General features: G+C 69.7%; 17 protein-coding genes. 12 read left to right on the top strand and 5 right to left on the bottom strand.

Translation table 11 applies throughout. The features are described from left to right. The first annotated feature begins 106 nt into the window (after nucleotides 1-106). Nucleotides 107-424 (top strand): hypothetical protein, encoded by a 318-nt coding sequence (locus VFZ09_RS26615; protein ID WP_329730476.1) that lies wholly within the window; start codon nucleotides 107-109, stop codon nucleotides 422-424. A 65-nt stretch (nucleotides 425-489) separates the two neighbouring features. Here VFZ09_RS26615 and VFZ09_RS26610 read toward each other — a convergent pair whose 3' ends face one another. Beyond that, nucleotides 490-2,268 (bottom strand): 4-alpha-glucanotransferase, encoded by a 1,779-nt coding sequence (locus tag VFZ09_RS26610; RefSeq protein WP_329730475.1) that lies wholly within the window; start codon nucleotides 2,266-2,268, stop codon nucleotides 490-492. Here VFZ09_RS26610 and VFZ09_RS26605 point away from each other — a divergent pair. The 8 genes from VFZ09_RS26605 (at nucleotide 2,200) to VFZ09_RS26570 (ending at nucleotide 8,157) form a co-directional block, all read left to right on the top strand. Continuing rightward, nucleotides 2,200-2,781: a DNA-3-methyladenine glycosylase gene (locus tag VFZ09_RS26605; RefSeq protein WP_329730474.1), complete on the top strand. Its 582-nt coding sequence runs from the start codon at nucleotides 2,200-2,202 to the stop codon at nucleotides 2,779-2,781. The genes VFZ09_RS26610 and VFZ09_RS26605 overlap by 69 nt on opposite strands. Nucleotides 2,782-2,827: 46 nt before the next feature. Next, nucleotides 2,828-3,445, top strand: coding sequence for an RNA polymerase sigma factor (locus tag VFZ09_RS26600; protein ID WP_329730489.1), 618 nt, complete (start codon nucleotides 2,828-2,830; stop codon nucleotides 3,443-3,445). A 60-nt stretch (nucleotides 3,446-3,505) separates the two neighbouring features. Beyond that, nucleotides 3,506-3,745 carry an anti-sigma factor gene (locus VFZ09_RS26595; RefSeq protein WP_329730488.1) on the top strand — a complete coding sequence of 80 codons (240 nt, stop codon included), beginning with the start codon at nucleotides 3,506-3,508 and terminating at the stop codon, nucleotides 3,743-3,745. Continuing rightward, entirely contained in the window at nucleotides 3,742-4,809 is a 1,068-nt protein-coding gene (locus tag VFZ09_RS26590) for a radical SAM protein (RefSeq protein WP_329730473.1), read from the top strand. The genes VFZ09_RS26595 and VFZ09_RS26590 overlap by 4 nt, the downstream gene beginning before the upstream one ends. 11 nt (nucleotides 4,810-4,820) lie before the next feature. Further along, nucleotides 4,821-5,435: a DedA family protein gene (locus VFZ09_RS26585; RefSeq protein WP_329730472.1), complete on the top strand. Its 615-nt coding sequence runs from the start codon at nucleotides 4,821-4,823 to the stop codon at nucleotides 5,433-5,435. Between the two features lie 56 nt (nucleotides 5,436-5,491). Then, nucleotides 5,492-5,635 (top strand): hypothetical protein, encoded by a 144-nt coding sequence (locus tag VFZ09_RS26580; RefSeq protein WP_329730471.1) that lies wholly within the window; start codon nucleotides 5,492-5,494, stop codon nucleotides 5,633-5,635. Next, entirely contained in the window at nucleotides 5,632-5,991 is a 360-nt protein-coding gene (locus VFZ09_RS26575; RefSeq protein ID WP_329730470.1) for a hypothetical protein, read from the top strand. The genes VFZ09_RS26580 and VFZ09_RS26575 overlap by 4 nt, the downstream gene beginning before the upstream one ends. Before the next feature lie 87 nt (nucleotides 5,992-6,078). Beyond that, entirely contained in the window at nucleotides 6,079-8,157 is a 2,079-nt protein-coding gene (locus tag VFZ09_RS26570; protein WP_329730469.1) for a hypothetical protein, read from the top strand. Between the two features lie 3 nt (nucleotides 8,158-8,160). Here VFZ09_RS26570 and VFZ09_RS26565 read toward each other — a convergent pair whose 3' ends face one another. Beyond that, the gene (locus VFZ09_RS26565; RefSeq protein WP_329730468.1) at nucleotides 8,161-11,322 is read right to left on the bottom strand and encodes an ABC transporter substrate-binding protein; all 3,162 of its coding nucleotides are present in this window, start codon (nucleotides 11,320-11,322) and stop codon (nucleotides 8,161-8,163) included. A 236-nt stretch (nucleotides 11,323-11,558) separates the two neighbouring features. Here VFZ09_RS26565 and acs point away from each other — a divergent pair, with 236 nt between their 5' ends. Next, nucleotides 11,559-13,502: an acetate--CoA ligase gene (acs, locus tag VFZ09_RS26560; protein WP_329730467.1), complete on the top strand. Its 1,944-nt coding sequence runs from the start codon at nucleotides 11,559-11,561 to the stop codon at nucleotides 13,500-13,502. A gap of 47 nt (nucleotides 13,503-13,549) precedes the next feature. Here the strand turns inward: acs and VFZ09_RS26555 are convergent, their stop codons facing one another. Next, nucleotides 13,550-14,596: a DUF2381 family protein gene (locus VFZ09_RS26555; protein WP_329730466.1), complete on the bottom strand. Its 1,047-nt coding sequence runs from the start codon at nucleotides 14,594-14,596 to the stop codon at nucleotides 13,550-13,552. A gap of 140 nt (nucleotides 14,597-14,736) precedes the next feature. On the opposite strand from VFZ09_RS26555, the gene VFZ09_RS26550 reads away from it, so the two are divergent. Together VFZ09_RS26550 and VFZ09_RS26545 are read left to right on the top strand one after the other, a co-directional pair. Continuing rightward, on the top strand, nucleotides 14,737-15,552 hold the full coding sequence (locus VFZ09_RS26550; RefSeq protein ID WP_329730465.1) for a DUF2381 family protein: 816 nt from the start codon (nucleotides 14,737-14,739) through the stop codon (nucleotides 15,550-15,552). Then, a complete protein-coding gene (locus tag VFZ09_RS26545) occupies nucleotides 15,549-17,411 on the top strand; it encodes a serine/threonine protein kinase (RefSeq protein WP_329730464.1) in 1,863 nt (620 codons plus the stop codon). Before VFZ09_RS26550 ends, VFZ09_RS26545 begins: the two co-directional genes overlap by 4 nt. A gap of 156 nt (nucleotides 17,412-17,567) precedes the next feature. On the opposite strand, the gene VFZ09_RS26540 is transcribed toward VFZ09_RS26545, so the two are convergent. After that, nucleotides 17,568-18,353 carry a hypothetical protein gene (locus VFZ09_RS26540; RefSeq protein ID WP_329730463.1) on the bottom strand — a complete coding sequence of 262 codons (786 nt, stop codon included), beginning with the start codon at nucleotides 18,351-18,353 and terminating at the stop codon, nucleotides 17,568-17,570. Next, on the bottom strand, nucleotides 18,350-20,065 hold a 1,716-nt coding region (locus VFZ09_RS26535), incomplete at its 5' end, for a hypothetical protein (RefSeq protein ID WP_329730462.1). The genes VFZ09_RS26540 and VFZ09_RS26535, both read right to left, overlap by 4 nt.

Here is a 20,065-nt window from a genome sequence, read left to right as displayed (position 1 = left end):
CAGCGGACATTTGATGCCCTCCGGGGAGGCGGCTCTGTCCGCTGGATCGCGCCCGGAGGCGCGTGGGACGTGCATCCGGCGCCCGCCTGTTCCAGAGTGGGGCCGTATGTCATGGCCAATCAGAGGATTCCTGGCGGCGGCGCTGGTGGTGCTCACCTCGTGCGGTGTGAGCGAGGACGAGGTCGTGCAGATCCGCGAAGGGCAGACGTTGGGCTCGCCGGACAGGCAACTCACCTACTGCACCACCTTTGGCTGCCAATACGCGGATGAGGCCTGTCTCGAGGTGTTCTTCGAGTACGGCCGTTCGCCCGCGCTGTGCCTCACGCTCGACGTGTGCGAGCGGCTGCAGTGCGCCAAACAGGGCAACGAGTGCGCCATCTTCGACGGCTTCCCCGGCCAGGTGAAGTGCATGACGCCGAGGTAGGGCGGAGGTAGCGCGGTGGCACCGGGCCCCCTCCGGGGAGAGGGGCCCGGGCCGGTGCGGACACCTCAGCGGCGCGCCGAGGCGGTGAGCAGGCCCAGCCGCTCGGCGGCCTTGCGCGTCTCCTCGGTGGACAGCAGGTCCTCGACGTTCTGGCTCATGCGGTAGGACCAGTTGGCGTCGCTCATGGAGCCCGGCAGGTTGATGCGGTCGCGCGTGCCGAGCACGTCCTGCCAGGGCAGCACGCACAAGTCGCTGCCCGCGTTGAGCGCGGCGGCGAGCATGGCCCGGTGGATGTCCGGGGAGAACTCCTTGGTGACGCCCAGGCCCTGGAACTCGGGGTAGACGCGCGCGATGGCCAGGCGCTCCTCCTGGGAGGCGGCGTTCTCCCACCAGTCGGCCACGGGCTCGGTGTCGTGGGTGCCGGTGGTGACGAGCGACACGGCGGGGAACTCGTGCGGGTTGCGGTAGACGGCGTCGTCGCGCTCCCAGCGCATCACCCGGTAGCCCGGCAGGCCCAGGTCCTTGAGGATGGCGCGCACGAAGGGCGGAATCACCCCGAGGTCCTCGGCGACGATGCCCGCGTCCTTGGACAGGAGGCGGAAGTTCTTCTCGCCGTAGCGCTTCCAGGCCTCCTCGGTGTCGGGGATGAAGCGGCCGGTGGGCGTCTTCTCGTCGCGGATCCACTGGCGGAAGTAGCCCACCGCGTGGTCCACCCGGCGCAGGTCGTAGTAGCTGGCGGCCTTGACGGCGCGCGACTTGAGCCAGCGGTAGTCGTCCTTCTCCATCCGCTCGAAGTCGAAGTAGGGCAGGCCCCAGTCCTGGCCCGTGGCGGAGAAGGCATCCGGCGGCACGCCCAGGCGCGCGTCGCGGCGCAGGATGTCCGGGTGCGCCCACACGTCCGAGCTGTCCTGGCCGATGATGAAGGGCTCGTCCCCGCACAGCAGCACGCCGCGCGCCCGGGCCCGCTCGCGCACCGCGTTCCACTGCACCTCGGCCACCCACTGCAGCCAGGCGTGGTAGCGCACCTCGTGCTCCAGCCGCGCCGTCTCGGCCTCGAGCGCCTTGGGCTCCCGGTTCCTCAGCGGCTCCGGCCACTCCCACCAGGGCGCCTGGTGCCGCTCATGGGAGATGGCGGTGTAGAGCGCGTAGCTCTCCAGCCACTCACCCTGCTGCTTGCGCCAGGTGTCGAACTCCCTGGCGCGCGGGGCGTGGGGCCACTCGGTGCGGTCGAAGTGGTCGAAGGCCCGCCGGAAGGCCGCGCCCTTGAGGCGGAAGACCAGGTCGTAGCGGATGCGGGGGGCCGCGCGCGCCTCGGCGAGCATCCGCTTCTCCTCGTCGGAGAGCGCCGCCTCGCCGCCGGTGGCGTGGAACTCGGGCACACTCTCCAGGTTGATGAAGAGCGCGTTGAGCCCGAACGCCGAGCGCGTGGAGTAGGGGCTGGGGTCGCCCGGAGACGTGGGGAGCAGCGGCAGCAGCATCAGCAGGCGCTGGCGCGCCGCCTCCATCCACTGGAAGAGGCCGTCGAAACCGCCGAAGTCGCCAATACCGAAGTCGGTCTTCGAGCGGAGGGAGAAGAGCGGGAGCAGGAGACCGGAGAGCCGGCCGGTGGAAGCCATGGTGGGCGCACAATGCACCACGTGCCCCCGGGTGTGAACTGTCCTTGCGCTCAGGCGGGCGTCATCCTGTCCGCCTGTCCGCCTGGGGAGACCCCCCGGGCCCCCTCCTGGCCCCGGCCATTGACGGCAGGCGGGGGGGGCGGCATCCGTTCTCGTCCTGTGCGACTCCCCGTCTCCTTCTATGCGCGCCCCGCGCTCACCGTGGCCCGGGAACTGCTCGGCACCCACCTCGTCCTCGAGCAGGGGGGCTGGCGGCGGGTGGGCCGCATCGTGGAGACGGAGGCCTACGTGGGCGAGCACGACCTGGCCTGCCACGCCTCCAAGGGGCGCACGCCCCGCACCGAGGTCCTCTTCGGGCCGCCGGGACGGGCCTACGTCTACCTCATCTACGGCATGTACCATTGTTTCAACGTGGTGACGGACGAGGAGGGGGTGGGCTCGGCGGTGCTGGTGCGGGCGGTGGAGCCGGTGGAGGGCCTGCCCGAGGACGCCCGGACGGACGGGCCGGGGCGGCTGTGCCGGGCCCTGGGGCTGACGCTGGCCCACAACCGCTGGGATTTGCAGGACGCGGCCCTCCACCTGACGCCGGGCGAGCCGGTGCCGGAGGCCCGGGTGGCACGGGGCCCACGCATCGGGGTGGACTACGCCGGGGAGTGGGCCCGGGAGCCCTACCGGTTGTGGATCCGGGACAGTCAACACGTGAGCCGTCCACCGGCCCGCCGTCCTGGAAAGCGGTCTTGACGGGGCACGGCATGACTGGAAGGGTGCGCCCCCAATGTCCGATGAGATGTCCGACGAGGCCGTCAAGGAAGAGGACCGGCAGCTCGTGGCGCGGGCCCAGGCCGGCGACATCAGCGCCTTCGAGGCGTTGGTGGAGGCCCATCGGGACAAGGTGTACGGCCTGACGCTGCGGATGACGCGCTCGGAGGCGGATGCCGCGGAAATCACCCAGGACACCTTCCTGTCCGCCTATCAACACCTCAAGGACTTCCGGGGGGACGCGGCCTTCGGCTCGTGGGTGCACCGGATCGCCGCCAACAACGCGCTGATGCGGCTGAGGCACCGGCGGGTGGTGCAGGCGGCCGAGGAGGAGCTCCAGGGCCCGGAGTTCACCGAGCGGGGGAGCCTGGCCGAGTACCCCCCCCAGGACTGGAGCCGGAGCGCCGAGGGCAAGATTCTGGACGCGGAGCTCGGGCGGGCCATCCAGGGGGCGACCGACCGCCTGCCCGAGGGGTACCGGGAAGTCTTTCTCTTGAAAGACGTGGAGGGCCTCAGTTACGAACAGATCGCCGAGGTGACGGGGGACTCCATCCCCGCCATCAAGAGCCGGTTGCACCGCGCACGGCTCGCGCTTCGCGAAGCCATTGACCGGTTCTACAATCAAGAAGGCAGTGCGGGCGGGTGAAACCCATCGGGAGGCTGGGCATCTTCGTGAATGACGAGGCAGTCCACGGCCGAGGTCCGGATGTACACGTGTAAAGACGCCATCAACCTCCTGTTGGACTTCCTCGATGGCGAGATGTCGCCCGAGGAGTCACAACACCTGCGCGAGCACCTGTCCGGGTGCGCGCCATGCGTCGATTTCCTGCGGACCTACAAGGCCACGCCGGGGCTGTGTAAGCGTGCGATGGCCCAGCAGATGCCGAAGGAAGTCTCCACCAAGCTCACCGAATACCTACGCGCGCGCATCAAGAGCGCTTCGTGAAGCTCAACCTGAAGTCGCTGTCGTTGCCGGAGCTGCAGCAGGCCCTTGCCCCCGTGGAGCCCTCCGCGGTCGCGGTGCGCAAGGTGTTCGCCTCCGTGTTCGCCCATGGGGCCTCCTCGCTCGAGGAGGTGTGCCAGGCGCCGCAGGTACCGCGGCGCGTCGCGGAATTCCTGCGGGAAAACACGGAGATGACGCGCCTGGAGGTGGTGGAGCGGCGCAAGGCCGACGACGGCTTCGTGAAGTACCTCTTCGCCTCGCCCCTGGGGGGCCGGGTGGAGGCGGTGCGCATCCCCATCTTCGACCACAAGTACGTGGTGTGCATTTCCAGCCAGGTGGGCTGCGCGCTGGCGTGTGACTTCTGCATGACGGGCAAGCTGGGCTTCAAGCGCAACCTGCAGACCTGGGAGATTCTGGACCAGGTGATGCAGGTCCGCGCCGAGGCGGACCGGCCGGTGCGCGGCGTGGTGTTCATGGGGATGGGGGAGCCGCTGCTCAACTACACGGAGACGCTGCGCGCGGCGCAGATCCTCTCCCACCCGGCGGGCTTCGCGATTGCCGGGCCCTCCATCACCTTCTCCACGGCGGGCCATGTGCAGGCCATCCGGCGCTACGTGCGCGAGGGGCATCCGTACCGGCTGGCCTTCTCGGTGACGAGCGCCATCCCGGAGAAGCGGGTGAAGGTGCTGCCCATCGAGAAGACGCACCCGCTGCCGGAGTTGATCGACGCCATCCGCGAGTACGCCACGGTGCGGCGCGAGCGGGCGATGATCGCCTACGTGGCCATCAGCGGCTTCAACCTGGGGCGCGAGGACGCGGAGGCGCTGAAGACGGCCTTCGAGGGCATCCCCATCAAGGTGGACCTGATTGATGTGACGGATCCAACGGGCAAGTACCTGCCGCCCTCGGCCGAGGAGTTGAAGGCGTTCCGGGACCACCTGCAGATCCTGGGAGCGCCGATTGCGCGGCGCTATTCGGGAGGCAAGGACATCGGGGCGGCGTGCGGGACGCTGGAAGCTTCACAATACGGCGGCGTGGTGCTGCCGCCTCCGGTGGCCGCTGGTTAGGTTGCCGGGGCATGGTCGAGTTCCTCGACAACCTCATCTCCCACATCGGACTGCTGGGGCTGCTGGTGCTCGGGCTGGCGGCGGCGGTGGAGTACGTGGTGCCGCCGTTCCCCGGGGACACCATCACGCTGCTGGGCGGGGTGTACGCGGTCCGGGGTGAGCATCCCTGGCCCCTGGTGTTCCTGGTGGTGGTGGTGGGGAGCGTGGTGGGAGCGCTCATCAACTACCAGGTGGGACGGTGGCTGGTGGGGCGCTTCGAGCGCAAGCCGGGGGATGTGTTCTTCGGCATCAGCCATGCGCGGCTGGAGGCGGTGCAGTCGCAGATGCGGCACAAGGGGCCGTGGCTGCTGCTGGCCAACCGTTTCATCCCGGGCGTGCGGGGGCTGATTTTCGTGGCGGCGGGAGCGGCGCACATGCCGCGCAGCAACGCGCTGATACTCGGGGCGCTGTCGGCGATGGCGCACACGGGGCTGGTGTTGGCGCTGGGCGCGGCGGTGGGCGGCAACCTGGAGCGGCTGGAGGAGCTGATGTGGCGCTACCAGTGGGCCGTCCTCGGGCTGGTGGTGGTGGGCGTGGTGGCGGCGCTGGTGCGCGCCCTGGCGAAGCGGAAGGCGCAGACCACCTGAGCTCGGCGGTGGGACCTGTAGCAGGGGACCCGAAGAGCACCATTCAGGTATCCGACATGGGCACGCACTACGCGGTCATGATGAAGGACAAGGTCTATGATGCCTTCACCGGGCCGGAGGGAATGGTTCTGAGTGAGTACCTCAAACGGTTGGTGGCGCACGATGGTGTTCCTCTCTTGGAAGTGGTGAGCAGCCTATGAGCGCGCGGAGCTCGACCCCTTCGGAGCGTGACCGTCCCGTCTTCGTGTTGGATGTGTTGATGGGGATCCGGGAGGAGGCCCGGAGGGGGCGGCCCTTGTGGTTGTTTTTCGGGGCCGAGAACGCCGAGAACATGTGGTCCTATATCGCGGGCTATCTGCACTGCTGTTACCGCAACGGCTTCACCGATGAGGAGTGGGGCCGGTTCGTGGACTGGCTCGTGGACGTGAAGCACGAGTTCCCCGAGGGTGGAGGTTGGGTGAAGAAGTTTCTCGACGACTGCGGTGGCGACCACGTCAAGGTGATCATGAAGTTCCTCGACCTCGCCGCGGAGTTCGTTGCCACGCAACGGGGCTGAGCACCAACTCCCTCAACTGTCGTTCATCCATCCGTCGTCCTCGGGAGGCGTTGAGCGCACGCGCGGAGCCGCGATCAAGTGGCGGTCATGCTCCGCTCCCATCCGTGGTTGCTGCTTCTCGTGGCCTTCGTGCTCGCTGGCGGTTGCCGGTGTGACGAGCCGCCCGTGGGAGGCACACGCGGGGACTTCGACGTGGAGGCGCGGGTGCTCGACTTCGGCCGGGTGCTCGAGGGCGACACGGCGCGCCGCCCCGTGACGGTGGTGGGCACCGGCCGCTCCAGTGTCACCGTCTCCGCCGCGGTGCGCGGCGGTCCCTTCTCCCTGGCCGAGGCCGAGGTGTCCGTCCCGGGTGCCAGCTCCGTGCCGCTGGAGGTGCTCTTCCCGGCGGGCAATGGTCCGGCGGAGGGCACGCTGGTTCTATCCTCTGGAGGGCGCACGGTGGAGGTGGCCCTGCGAGGGCAGGGCGTGCGACCGTTGGCGTGCGTGCCCTCGGCGCCGTGCCGCCAGTCCCGCTTCGAGCTGGAGACGGGCGTGTGCGTGGAGTCGGAGTCTCCGGACGGCGCCGCGTGCATCCCCGGCAGCCGGTGTCAGGAGAATGGACGCTGTCAGGCGGGGGCCTGCGTGGGCTCGCCGCGCACGTGTGACGATGGCAACCCGTGCACCCGGGATGCGTGCTCGCCGGAGCAGGGGTGCATCACCTCGCCGGTGGCCTGTCCCTCGCCGGCAAACCCCTGCCGCGTGGGCCTGTGCGACCGCGAGCAGGGGTGCACCGAGGTGGATGCCCGCGACCTCTCCGTCTGCGGCAAGGTGGACTGTGTCACCGCCCGGCTGTGCTTCTCCGGCACCTGCCGCGAGGTCCCCACCCCCGAGGGCTTCCTCTGCTCGCCCGCAACGCCCTGCCAGGGAGAGGGCCACTGCACTGCCGGCGAGTGCGTGCGTCCGGACGTGACGGAGCTCATGCCCGCCTTCGCCCAGGAGCTCGGTGGTGAGCCCTCGTTCTCGCCCGTCGGGCCGGTGTTGCTCTCGCAGGGGGAGTCCCTCTTCGCGTCGGTCTGTGACGGCGATGCCGGCTGCCGGTTGGTGTCCTATACGAGCGAGGGCTTCCTGCGCTTCGAGACGCCCTATCCGGAGGGCACGGCGCGCGCGCTGCTCGCCGTCTCGGACGCGGGCGTGGTGCTGCACGCGCCGGGGGCGCTCGAGTCCTATGCTTCCTCGGCGACGGGGGCTCCCCAGTGGCGCGTTCCCCTCGCGAGCCTCGAAGCGCCTCCGGGAGCGGGGGCTCCCTCCACCGGCGCGGGGCGCGTGGCGCTCGGACCCGAGGGGAACGTGGTGTCGCTCGTGTCGTGGACGGGTGGGAACCCGGCGCTCGTGGTGCTCGCCTCGGATGGCGGCGTGTTGCGCCAGGGAACCATGGAGGGCTTCGCGGAAGAATCACGAGTGGCGCTGGACTCGCGCGGAGAGGTATTCCTCTTCGCCGCGGGCGGGCCCCTGGTGCGCGCCGAGCCCGAGGACGGAGGCACGGGCTTCCGCGCCGTCCCGCTGCTCGAGGAGGTGCCGGAGTCGGGGGCCTCGCTGGCCGTGGCGGGGGACTGGCTCTTCGCGGGGACGCGCGCCTTCGTGGGCGTGGATGGGGGCCTGCCTTCCGTGGCGCGATGGGACGCCGGCACACCGGCGGTCCGGCCGCTCGACGAGCCCGTGCTGCTGCTGGAGGACACCGGTTACGCCTTCGCCCGCACGTGTCCGCGCACCGACGGCACGGCCTGCGCTCTGGAGGAGGAAGGGGTGCTGCTGCGCGCGTTCGACGCGCGAGGCGGCGCGGTCCGCTGGGAGGTGCCCGTCTTCCCGGACGAGGCTCCCGGGGTGCTTCACGAGGCCGCGCTGGTCCAGGGCGGTGGGGTGAGCACCGTGACGAGCATGCGGCTCGAGGGCGTGACGCGGGCCCACCTCCAGGTCTTCGCGGCGGGCGAGCGGCTGATGATGTGCCCGCTGCCCGGGACTCCCCGCGTGGTGGGGGCCACCTACGCGGGGCACTCCGTCTACGTCGTGCTCGAGCGGGAGGGCACCTGGCGGCTGGAGGCGTTCAATCTCGAGCCGTTCATCACGGCGGAGACGCGCGGGTGGTCCCAGGCGTCCGGCGTCTCCGGCTCGCGGCGCGCGAGCCCCTGAGCCTCAGCTCCTCCGCTCCAGCCGCTGCTCCTGCTTCTCCAGCCACAGGTCCTCGAAGCGCACCTGCGGAGGCGTCTGGTGCAGCCGCAGCCCCTGCACCAGCCCGCTCGCCGCCGCGTACACACGGTGGTGGAAGATGGGGATGACGGGGCACTCGTCGTGGGCGATCTTCTCCGCGAGCCGGTACAGCTGCTTGCGCTGCTCCGGGTCCACGGTGATGCGCGCTTCCGTCGTCAGCCTGTCGAACTCCACGTTGCGGTAGCCCATCGAGTAGACGGTCTGCGCCTTCGAATTGAGGTGGAAGTGGAGGAAGTTGTCCGGGTCCGGGTAGTCGGCGATCCACCCCACCCGGAAGGCCGGCAGCCGTCCCTCGCGCCGCCGCTCCGCGAACTCCTCCGCGCGCAGCTCCACGTGCTTGAGCTCCAGCAGCCCCGCCTCGAGCAGCGGCCGGAAGAGCACGGCGTCCTCGGCCGTCGTGTCCCGTCCCTTCGCGAAGTAGAGCGTGAGCTGCAACACCCGGATACCGGCCTCGCGCAGCAGCCGCTCCGCCAGGGGGATGTCCAGCCGGGGCTCGGGCAGGCGGCCCTCGTCATCCAGCAGCTCCGGCGGCGTCACCGTGCGGGCGATGCGCGCGCCCTTGTGGAAGCGATCCACCAGCCCCTGGAAGTCCATTCCCGCCCGGAGCGCCTTGCGCACCCGCACGTCGTTGTACGGCGCCTCGCGCAGGTTGAAGCCGAGGAACGACGTGGACGGCGTGGTGCTGGTGACCACCTGCTGCCCGTCCACCTCCAGCGAGCCCACGTGCATGGAGAACAGGTGCGAGACGAGGTCCACCTTGCCCTCCTGCAGGGCCAGCACGGCCTGCTCGCGCGAGTCCACCAGGTGGAACTCGAGCCGATCCAACAGCGGCTGTCCCTGGCGCCAGTAGGTGGGGTTGCGCTCGAGCACGATGAGCTCCTGCCCGAACTCCACCTGCCGGTAGGGGCCCGTGCCGAGCACCTGTCCACTCGGGCTCACCCGGCCCACCGCCGTGCGCGGCAGCGCCATCAACTGCAGGAAGAAGGCCTTGGGCTCCTCCAGGCGGATCTCCAGCGTCTGCTCATCCAGCACCTCGATGCCCGTCACCTCGCGCGCCTGGCCCGAGGCGAAGGCCCGGGCGCCCTCCACGTCCTCCAGCAGGGTGCGGTCCGGCGACTTCACCGCCGGGTCCAACAGCCGCTCGAAGTGGCGTTTCACGTCCCGCGCCGTCAGCGGCATCCCATCGTGGAAGGTGACGCCCTGGCGCAGGTGGAAGCGGTAGCGGCGCGCCGAGGGATCCGCCTCCCAGCGCTCGGCCAGGTCCGGCACCAGCACGCCGTCGTCCAGCCGCAGCAGGTTGGCGAAGACGCAGCAGCTCATCTCCAGCAGCTGGTTGTCCACGGCGAAGAGCGGATCCAACCCGCCCAGGGCCCGGACGAAGGCCGTCTGGTGGATGCCCGCGCGCACCGTGCCGCCCGTCTTCGGCTCCGGAAGCCGGAAGCGGAACACCTCGCCATCCAGGCTGGCCGCCTCGTGCGCCAGCTGCTCCACCGTGCGGCTCAGTCCGTCGCCGATGCGGATGACCTGCAGCGCGTCCTCCCGCACCCGCGCCACCTCCTCGCCGATGGCCGCGTCCCCGCGCATCAGCACGCCGTGCGCCGCGCGGATCTCCTCGATGGCCGTGCTCAACCGCACCACCGCGCCGGACAAGTCCCGGCCCGTGCGTGCCTGGCCCTCCGCCTTCTGCGAGGCCTCCTGCGCCAGCTTCGCCATCTGCTGCGTCTGGTGCACCAGCTCTCGTCCGTGCCCCGCCTGCTCCATGGCCGCCCGCGTCACGTCGTCCACGCGCCGCGCCACCCGGTGGCTGGCGTCCACCACCGTGGAGCCCTGGATCTCCAGCCGCTTCGTCTCGGCCAGCGTCGCCTCCACCGCCGAGAAGGTGCGCTGGGTGATGGTGCGGATCTCCATCAGCGCCTCGGCCGCCCGGTCTCCCAACTGCACGCCCGTGCTGGCCTGCTCGCGGCCCTCCTTCACCAGGGACACCGTCGTGTCCACCTCCCGGCGGATGCCGCCCACCATGGTGGCGATCTCCCGCGTGGAGCGCGCGGTGCGCTCGGCCAGGCTGCGGATCTCATCGGCCACCACGCCGAAGGGCCGGCCCTGCTCACCGGCCTGCGCGGCGATGATGGCGGCGTTGAGCGCCAGCAGGTTCGTCTGGTCCGCGATCTCCTGGATGACGTCCACGATGCGGCCGATCTGCGTGGAGCGGACACCGAGCGAGTCCACCAGCTCGGCGGCCTTGCGGACCGTCTCCTCCACCCGGTACATGCCCTGGACGCAGTCGTTGACGAGCACCGCGCCGCGCTCGGCGGTGGCCGTCACCGCGTGGGCCAGCTGGTTGGTCTCCGAGGCCCGGTGGCGCACGGCGTCGATGCCGGTGTGCACCACCTGGACGAAGGCCTCCGCCTCGCTGGCGAAGCGCGCCAGCTCGTCACCCGAGGAGGCGATGTGGTGCAGCCGCTCGCTCATGGCCTGCACCTGCTGCGTGGTGCGGTGCGAGAACTCGTCCAGCGCGAGCAGGGCCTCGGCCACCTGCCCGAGCCGCTCCGTCATCTCCATCAGCGAGCCCTTCGTCTCGCGCGTGAAGGTCTCCAGCTGCGCCACCCGCTTGCCCGCGGCCTGGAGGCTCTGGCCCATGCTGGCCGTCGACTCGCGGGAGCGCTCCACCGCGCTCCCCTGGCGGCGCGCGGCCTCCAGCAGGGCCCGCACCTCCTCGGACACGCCCTGGCAGGTGCGGCGCACGTTGCCCGTCATCCGCTGCACCTGGCTGAGCGCCCGGCGCAGGGAGATGAGCAGCCGGCGCACCTCTCGCTGGTCCCCCATGCGCGCGTGGGTGGGGTGGGTGAGGTCTCCCTCGGCGAGCAGGGAGAGGAAGCGGGTGCGCTCCTGGTCGGGCCGGGACTCGCCCAGGAACCAGTAGACGTACCGCGTCACCCACAGCAGGGGCGGGGTGCCCAGCAGCAGCACGGCCCAGCCCGCCGCGTCATTCGGATGGCCGGTGACGAAGTACAGCAGTCCTCCGAGGGCGAGGGCGAAGGGAAGCCCTCCGAGGACCACGAAGGCATGGAGATTCTTGGGGGGGGGCATGTCGGAGTGGAGCCGGCCCCCACGCTATCCCGCTCCCGCCAACCCCCTCAAATCAGCGGGGGGTGGCCCGGGGCGTCGCGGGCACGTTACGGAAGGTAACGCTCGTTTCCACGCGTGACGTCTCGACGCAGTGCGTCCAGTTCGCAACCTATCGGAAGGACGCGAATTCCGAGCAGGGCATGGCGCTTGCGTTGTAGGCACAGGACCAGCACCCATTCCATCCCCTGGGAGAGACCATGCTTGTTGCGCCCAAGGAGCCCATCACCGCGCGCGCCCGCGTGAAGAGCCTCGAGGAGTACCGCCGACTCTACCGGCAGAGCCTGGAGGACCCCGCGGGCTTCTGGGGCGAGCAGGCCAGGCGGATTGAATGGTTCCACCCGCCCTCCAACGTGCTGGACGTGGACATGGAGGAGGTGGACTTCTCCTGGTACGGCGGGGGCAAGCTCAACGTCTGCCACAACGCGGTGGACCGGCACATGCACACGCAGCCGGACAAGACGGCCATCATCTGGGCCGCCAACGAGCCGGGGCAGTACCAGCACGTGACGTACCGCGAGCTCAAGCACCAGGTGGCGCGCGTGGCCAACGTGCTCAAGGCCCATGGGGTGCGCAAGGGCGACCGCGTCTGCATCTACATGCCCATGACGCCCATGGTGGCCTACACCATGCTGGCGTGCGCGCGCATCGGCGCGGTGCACTCGGTGGTGTTCGCCGGCTTCTCGGCCGAGTCCCTGCGCGACCGCATCCTCGACTCGGGGGCTCGCATCGTCGTCACCGCCAACGAGGCGCCGCGCGGTCCCAAGGCCGTGGCGCTCAAGTCCATCGTGGACCAGGCGCTCGAGGGCCTCACCCAGGTGGAGACGGTGCTCGTCAGCCGCCGCACGAACAAGGCCGTGCCCATGAAGCAGGGCCGTGACCTGGTGCTCGAGGACGAGATGCAGAAGCACCGCTCCACCTGTCCGGTGGAGTGGATGTCCAGCGAGGATCCGCTCTTCATCCTCTACACCTCGGGCAGCACCGGCAAGCCCAAGGGCGTGATGCACACCACCGCCGGCTACATCATCTACGCGTCGATGACGCACGAGTACGTCTTCGACATCCGCCCGGACGACGTCTACTTCTGCACCGCGGACGTGGGGTGGATCACCGGCCACAGCTACCTGATTTATGGCCCGCTGGTGAACGGCGTGACGACGGTCATCTTCGAGTCCACGCCGATGTACCCGGACGCCAGCCGCATGTGGCAGGTGGTGGATGACCTGAAGGCGACCATCCTCTACACGTCGCCCACGGCGCTGCGCTCGCTCATCCGCGAGGGCGATGAGTGGGTGAAGAAGACGTCGCGCAAGAGCCTGCGGATTCTGGGCAGCGTGGGCGAGCCCATCAACCCCGAGGTGTGGCGCTGGTACCACGACGTGCCGGGCGAGGGCCGCTGCGACGTGGTGGACACGTGGTGGCAGACGGAGACGGGCGGCATCCTGATTACCCCGCTCCCGGGGGCCACGCCGGCGAAGCCCGGCAGCGCCACCCTGCCGTTCTTCGGGATCGAACCGGTGCTGGTGGACGAGAAGGGCGCCATCATCGAGGGCAATGGCGTGTCGGGCAACCTGTGCCTGAAGCGTCCGTGGCCGGGCCAGGCGCGCTCCATCTGGGGAGACCACCGGCGCTTCCGCGAGACGTACTTCTCCACCTACCCGGGCCTGTACTTCACGGGGGACGGGTGCCGCCGCGACGAGGACGGGTACTACTGGATTACGGGCCGCGTGGATGACGTGCTGAACGTGTCGGGCCACCGGTTGGGCACGGCGGAGATCGAGAGCGCGCTGGTGGCACACGACGCGGTGGCCGAGGCCGCGGTGGTGGGCTTCCCGCACGACATCAAGGGCACGGGCATCTGCGCGTACGTGACGGTGAAGCCGGGCGACCTGAGCTCCGAGCAGCTGGTGGGCGCGCTGAAGGAGCAGGTGCGCCGCATCATCGGGCCGCTGGCCACGCCGGACCGCATCCGCGTGGTGAGTGGCCTGCCGAAGACGCGCTCGGGGAAGATCATGCGCCGGATTCTGCGCAAGGTGGCCGAGGGCCAGATGGACAGCCTGGGTGACACCACCACGCTGGCCGAGCCGCAGGTGGTGGACGAGATCGTCCAGATCGAGCAGCGCGAGAGCGCGAAGGGGCGCTGAGCCGTGAGGGGGTACCCGCGCCCGGTCCCGCACCGGGCGCGGCCGTGCTACCGGGCGGGAGGTGCCTTCGTGGGATCCTCGAACGTCATCCCCTCCACGCGAACCCTGCGCGGGCCGCCGTCCTTCTCGAGCACCTCCAGGGCGAAGCGCTCGGTGCCGGAGCGGGGCGTGTCGATGACGAAGCTCATCAACCCCACCTCACCGAATTCCACGCCCTCCTCGGGCACCTCCGACTTCATGGCGCGCAGGCGCACCGTCTCTCCGGTGGCCTCCCGCCTCAGCGCGTACTCGCCCGGCCTCCAGCGCCGCTTGGGATCCATGTTGAAGACGGAGAGCACCACGACCGTCTGATGCGGCATCCAGTAGCTGATGCTGTTGCCCATCATGCCCACCTTGCCTCCACCTCCCTCCTGGCCATTGATGGTGAGGCGGCCCGCCGACTCCCGCCGGTGCAGCCACGAGGGCAGCTTGAACCCGCACTCGTGCGGCACGGGCTCGCAGCGGAAGCGCGACTCCTGGATGCCGCTGCCGCCCACGCGGGGCGCCTCGACCTCCTCGGGCGAGCACGTCATCCGCCCCTTCAGCAGCTCGTGCTGCTCGTACTCCACGGCCAGGCTCGCCAGGCCCTCCACCAGTGCCGTTTCCTGCTCCTCCTTCGTGGGCGGAGGCCGCTGGTACACCCGCACGCGGAGATCCGTCCGCAGCTCGCCCCGCACCAGCGTCAGCTCGAGCCGCTGGCCGTCCCGGTAGGCCACCGAGAGCGGGAGGCGCTCGCCCGGCTTCAGGTCCCCCACCGCATCCACCAGCAGCAGGTTGCCGTCCTGTTGCTTCAGCCGGATGCGCTCTCCGGCCCCCTCCAGCGTGGTCCGCTCCAGATCGACCTGCCCATCCATCAGCTCCACCACCGAGAGGAACCTGCGCGTCACCCGCACCTCGCGCTCGGAGGCGGAAGGCCGCTCGTAGAGCCGGAGCTCGCGGTCCTCGGGCTGCCAGCCCTCGGGCAGCCAACTGCTCCCGGCCGAGGCCACTCCGGCGGCCAGGGGGAGGAGCAGCAGGGACAGCTGGAACAAGGTTCGTAGGGTAGGGTGTTTCATCGTATCTCCTGGGTTGGGCCGTACATACCGCAGGAGATTCCGGAAGTCACGCTCAAGGACATGACCGCCGAAGTGGACTGGAGCTTGCCCGCCCGGCGCCGCCGCGGTTAGCGTGGCCTTCCTCACGGCGAAGGGTCCGCGTGCGCTCCGTCTCCTGGGTGGCTCTGCTCGTGCCGCTCCTCTTCTCGTCCTTGCCAGCCGCCGCCCGGGAGCGGCCCGTGGAGCGCGTGTCCCGCGGACGCACCCTTCACGTCGCCCCGGGTGTGGGCGGGGCGCTCCCCGAGCTGTCCGTGGCGGGGGGCAGCGCCACCGTCATCACCACCGACGTCCCGCTCGGCCCCGGGGGCCCGGTGCTCCAGGACGAGCACGGGCGTGTCCGGCTCGTCCCGGTGGATGGGAGCTCCTTCATCCTCCTGCCTTCCTCGGACCTCCCGGAGGGCGAGCGCCTGGTGCTCACCGTGCCGCTGCCGCCGGGCGATTCCCTCCAGCTCGCGCTCGTCACCCGCCGCGGCGAGGTGGATGGGGAGGTGCGGCTCGTCCGGCTCCAGGCGCCCGTCGCTGGCCAGGAGGGCGTGGTCGACGTGGCCCGCCTCCTCCAGGCGTCCCCGGGGGCCCGGGTCGGGCTGGCCCAGCCAGGGAAGTGGGTGTGCCTGCGGGCTGAGATTTACGTGGAGGTGGAATCCGTCCTCCGCATGGGCCCGCACGTCTTCATCACGCTGTCCTCGCGGCCTGGCTGGGATGGCAGTCCATCTCCCCGGGACTGGGCGCGGCTCCAGCTCCGGGCGTCACGGGGGGAGGGCTCCACGCTGGTGTTGCCCCTGCTCCATGTTCCGCCGTCTTCGGGGGAAGCCGTTTCGCGGCACACCGTGGTGGCCACCCCTCCCGGAGGCACCACGCACCTGTTGCTGGGGGTGGAGGGCTCGCCTCTGCCGGAAACGGTTCTCGCACTGCCATGAACAAGCCCCTGCATCCCAACCAGCTGCGTCCGGGACACAGCGTGCGGGAGTACCTCGTGGTGCGCCGCCTGGGCGCTGGTGGCTTCTCCCTCCTCTTCCTGGTGGAGCACGAGGGCAATCCCTACGTCATGAAGGTGGCGTTGCAGCCGGCCTCGGACGCGGACGAGGACAGCGTGGACGGCTGGATGCGCCGGGAAGCGGTCTCTCTGGAGCACCTCTCGCACCCCAACCTGCTGCCCGTCCATGAGCTGGGGAGATGGCCGGACCCCCGGACGGGTTACTCCTTCTTCGTCACGGACCATGTTCCCGGTGTCACCTTCCATGACTGGCGCTGGAAGCGGCGGGCCACGACCCACCAATGGGTGGGCGTGCTGATCGAAATCCTGCGCGCCCTGGAGGTGATGCACGGGCGCGGCGTGTGCCACCGTGACCTCAAGGCGGACAACATCCTGGTGCGTGAGGGAGATGACTGGCCCTTCCTCATCGACCTGGGGGCCGTCCACCTGCCGTGCGCGCGCCCGCTGACGGAGGGGCTGGCGCCGGGCACGCTCTACTGCCAGCCCCCCGAGGCCATCCGCTTCCTGTTGGGGAAGGAGGTGCTTGAGAAGGGCGCGCGTTTCGAGGCCCGGCCCGAGGCGGACCTGTACGCCATCGGCATCCTCGTCTACGAGGCGCTCACGGGGCTGCGCCCCTTCGACCCGGCGCTGCCGCTGGAGCAGTTGCTGGCGGCCATCCTCACCGTCTCGCCCGCCGAACCCCGGCGGCACGCTCCCGAGGTTCCCGCGTCCCTCTCCGCGCTCGCCATGCGGCTGCTGGCCAAGGAGCCCGAGCAGCGCCCCGCCAGTGCCCGGGCCGTGCGCGAGGAACTGGAGCGGCTGCGGGCGGAGGAGGGGCATCTGGAGTCCTGGCGGGTGCCGTCGGTGCCGCTCTCCGAGCAGGGGAGCACTCCGGCCGCGGCGGACCCGCAACCGGAGCCGGGCCCCGCTGAATTGTCCGGGGACTCCGCGGGCGCGGGCCATGCGAGGCGCTGGCCGGTGGTTCTCGTGGAGTGGGCCTTCGTGCTGGGACTGCTCGGACTAGGGTGGGGGCTGCTTCACTCGCACCCTCACGTGGAGCCCACCGCGCCGGCCCCGCCGGCGCTCTCCGAGCAAGGAGCACCGCCCGTGCCGTCTTCCCAACGCAGCCAGGAACCTTCCGCCACCCCTCCCTTGCCCGAGGCCTCGCCGCGCTGGTGCGCCACGCTGCGCGCCGCATGGGGGGCAACGCTCGTGCAGCTCGCCGGATGTGCCCTCACCACCGCCGACGTGCGTCCGTACTCGGCCGGTTTCCTCGAGCGGTGCCCACCCGAGGCCCGGGCCACCCCGCGCGAGCTGGGTTTCAAGCCAGAATACCTCTATGCCACCTTCATGACGTCAGGCACCCCGGCCTCATCGGCCCGGCCTCGCGAGGCGGCTGGACCCCTCAACGTCAAGCCAGGGCCCGTCACGGCCTTCATGAAGCCGTTCCATGATGGCCCGAGATTCAACCTGGAGGGCGAGGCGAAGGTCACGCCGATGCGTGTCTATATCCGGTTCAATCGCATCCAACGCCCTGACGGCACCTGGTTGCCCATCTGCGGAGCCGCCGTCAGTTCGTGGGAGGATGTGTATGGGATTCCCACGTATGATGGATTCCCCATGACCGATGCGCCGTTGGATCAGGTGGACCGCGGCGAGGGCAGCGTCATCATCAGCTGGCCCCGCTTCGAGACCGCCATCATGCCACCCGAGGGAGAGCCCCTGCCCGACGTGCCTCAGGTGGATCCCAACGCGCAACCGCAGATCCGGATCGATCATCCACCGAAGCGCCAGCGTTACTGAGGCCGGGCCCCGGACCCACTCGTTGACGTCAATGAGCATCACACATTGGGATACATCGCTCGTTGACGTCAACGAGTGCGGGATGAGGAGCAGCCGGGGCGAGGTGACGCGGGGCCTCGCGGAAGGACTGGGTGAGGGAAGTGAATGTTTGAACTGTCATTCATTCCGGAACCACTCCGCGGGGATGCCCAGCGCCGCGAGAATCCGCTCGGGCGAATGTTCGCCCTTGATGTCGCTGATGACTCGCAGACGCGGAAACTCATCTGGCGGCTGGGCGAACTCTTCGACGCCCTCACCCCCTCGTCTCACGGTAACAAAAAACTCGTCCAGGTCCGGTGAGGCCATCACCGCGTAAACGGTCGCGTGGGGAATCCGTTCCGAGATGGTGATGTCGGCGAACCCTATATTGCCGGTGCTGCTGGAAATGAGGAGCCCTCGCGGCGTGTCCTCAAGCCGGTAGTGTCCGGGAGGAAATGGGTCGTCGGCCTCCTCCAGAACGCGGTGCGCCTCCTCCGCCCGGACTCCTTCTATCAACGCGGCCGTCCGCAGCGGCTTCCTCCCGGGTGAGTCCGAAGTCTTCTCGCGTTCTGGTAGCGGACACCCGAGGGACTTCGCCAGAGAGTCCGGGTCCCTGTCCTCCAGAACCTCTAACGCACCGTTTCGCCACGACATGACGGTCCACGGGTCGTTGGCGCGCTCAATTGAGTACACGGTCTCGCTACATTCGAGCGACAGGGCCTCGGCAAGTTGCATCTCGGCGCCGATTTCGCTGAGGTCCATACCCACGATGGCATGGTAACGGCCACTGCCCGGGATGACCTCGAAGGGCTGCTCTTTCCCGAGTTCTTGTTCCAAATCCGTCATCACGATGGATCGGGCACGGCTCTCCAACTGTGCGGGCTCGCCCGGAGTCAGGACTCCCCAAAGAGGCCACCGGCTCATGGCGCACCTCCAGACAGATTCTCCGGCAGACCCAGCGCCGAGCGCAACTGTTTCGTCTTCTCTAATATCAGAGCTTCCTCCACCTCGATGACCTGAGTTCCTCGAGCCTTCATTCGCAGGAATCTCTCCAGTTTGTCCCGAGTCGGTCCACTCAGCTTGTCCGTGCTGACCAGAAACGGTTTCCCGCGAGGTGCCTGCGCCGCGTCCGCGAGTTGGTCGAGCAGGCGTTGGAGTTGCCGTACGAGCGCCTCCTGTTGTTCGTTGAGCGTGGCGCCGCCCTCTCTGGCCAACCAGGTATCAAGTGCCTTGCGCCACCGGGTTTCGTTCCACCCCTTCACTTCCACCCCGTGTTGAAGCTTTGGCCCCATCAGGGCTGTCAATTCGTTGTCAATGATGTGCCCGTCCTTCATTTTTACCTGTCGCCCGGTCAACCGGAAGCCCGGGAAGAGCTTGCGCGCATTGCGCTCTGTCAGCAACTCAGCCGCGATGCCGCGGAGTTGCTCGCGCGCCCGAAGTTGCGTTGTCAAGTCCCCCGGTTCCGCTGCTGCGCGTCGGAAGAGTCTCCAAGCCGTCTTCTCGCTCCTGGCCATGAAGTTGAGATCCTCCAGGGTCAGCCCCGTGGAGCGCAGCCAGCCCAGGTCCACGCTGCTCCCGCTGGCTTTTCTCGCCAGCTCGGCCACTGCCTCGGCTTCCAGTTCCGGGTGGCTGACGAGCCACTTGGCCTCCTTCAGGAAGGCGAGCGGGTCCGCCTGGCTCGGTGCTCCTGAGCGATGAAGCAGTTGTGCCAGCGCCGGCTTCACGTTGGGGCGGGCGGAGGCGCGCAGTTCATCCACGGCGGCGAGGTACGCTTGGGCCCTGTTCGCCGGGAGTGCCGCCGCGCGCCTCGCCACGGCGTTGTAGGCGAGCGCCATCTCCTGGCTCTCCGCTGCCAGCAGCTTCAACGCTCCCAGCGTCTTCTCGGCCTCCCCGGCTGCGAGCCCCGCGCCGCGAATGCCGCCGAGGGCCCGTGCGGCGGCCATCTCCCCGCGGGTGGCGAAGAAGGCCTGCTTGAAGGCCTCGGCGCCGCCAGGAAGGGACAACCGCAGTCCGTCCGGTGTCGCAACGGCCTTGCCCTCGGCGAGCATCCGCTCCAGCGTCTTCACCAGGGCCTGGACGGACTCCACCGACTCACGCAGTCCGGACGAGGCCCGGGCCCCCGCCGCGCTCAACGCCAGCCGGCCCCGGTTCACCAGCTCGCGTCCGATGCCCGAGGTGGCCAGCTTGTGGATGTCCCTGCCGGCCAGCGCCACCATGGCCAGGCCGTGCACCGCGAGGAAGGCCCGTCCCTCGGGCGTCCGCGACAGCTCGTCCCGGTACGTGTCCACTCCAGCCAGTACCGCCACCAGCGACATGCGGCCCACGAACAGGCGCACCGCCGCGGTGCGCGCCCCCGCCAGCGTGCCGCCCTGCGCGGCGGAGGCTGGCACGCCTGTCCACAGCGGTGCCGTCGTCAGGGCGGACACGGCGCCGTACACCATGTGCAACTCGCTGACGCGGCTCACCGCCGGCCAGATGAGCGAGGTGTCCGGCGAGGAGGCGAGCAGGGCCAGCTCCATGGCCGTCATCAGGTGCGTGCGAGGCCGCGGCCCATGGACTTCCACCCGGACCCACTCCAGCGGGTGCAGGGCGCGGCTGCGGGGCAGCTCGTCCACGGAGGAGAAGTAGCGCGCCTG

This window comes from Archangium sp., from assembly GCF_036277355.1.
Lineage (GTDB): Bacteria > Myxococcota > Myxococcia > Myxococcales > Myxococcaceae > Archangium.
This window is presented reverse-complemented; position numbering and strand designations above follow the sequence as displayed.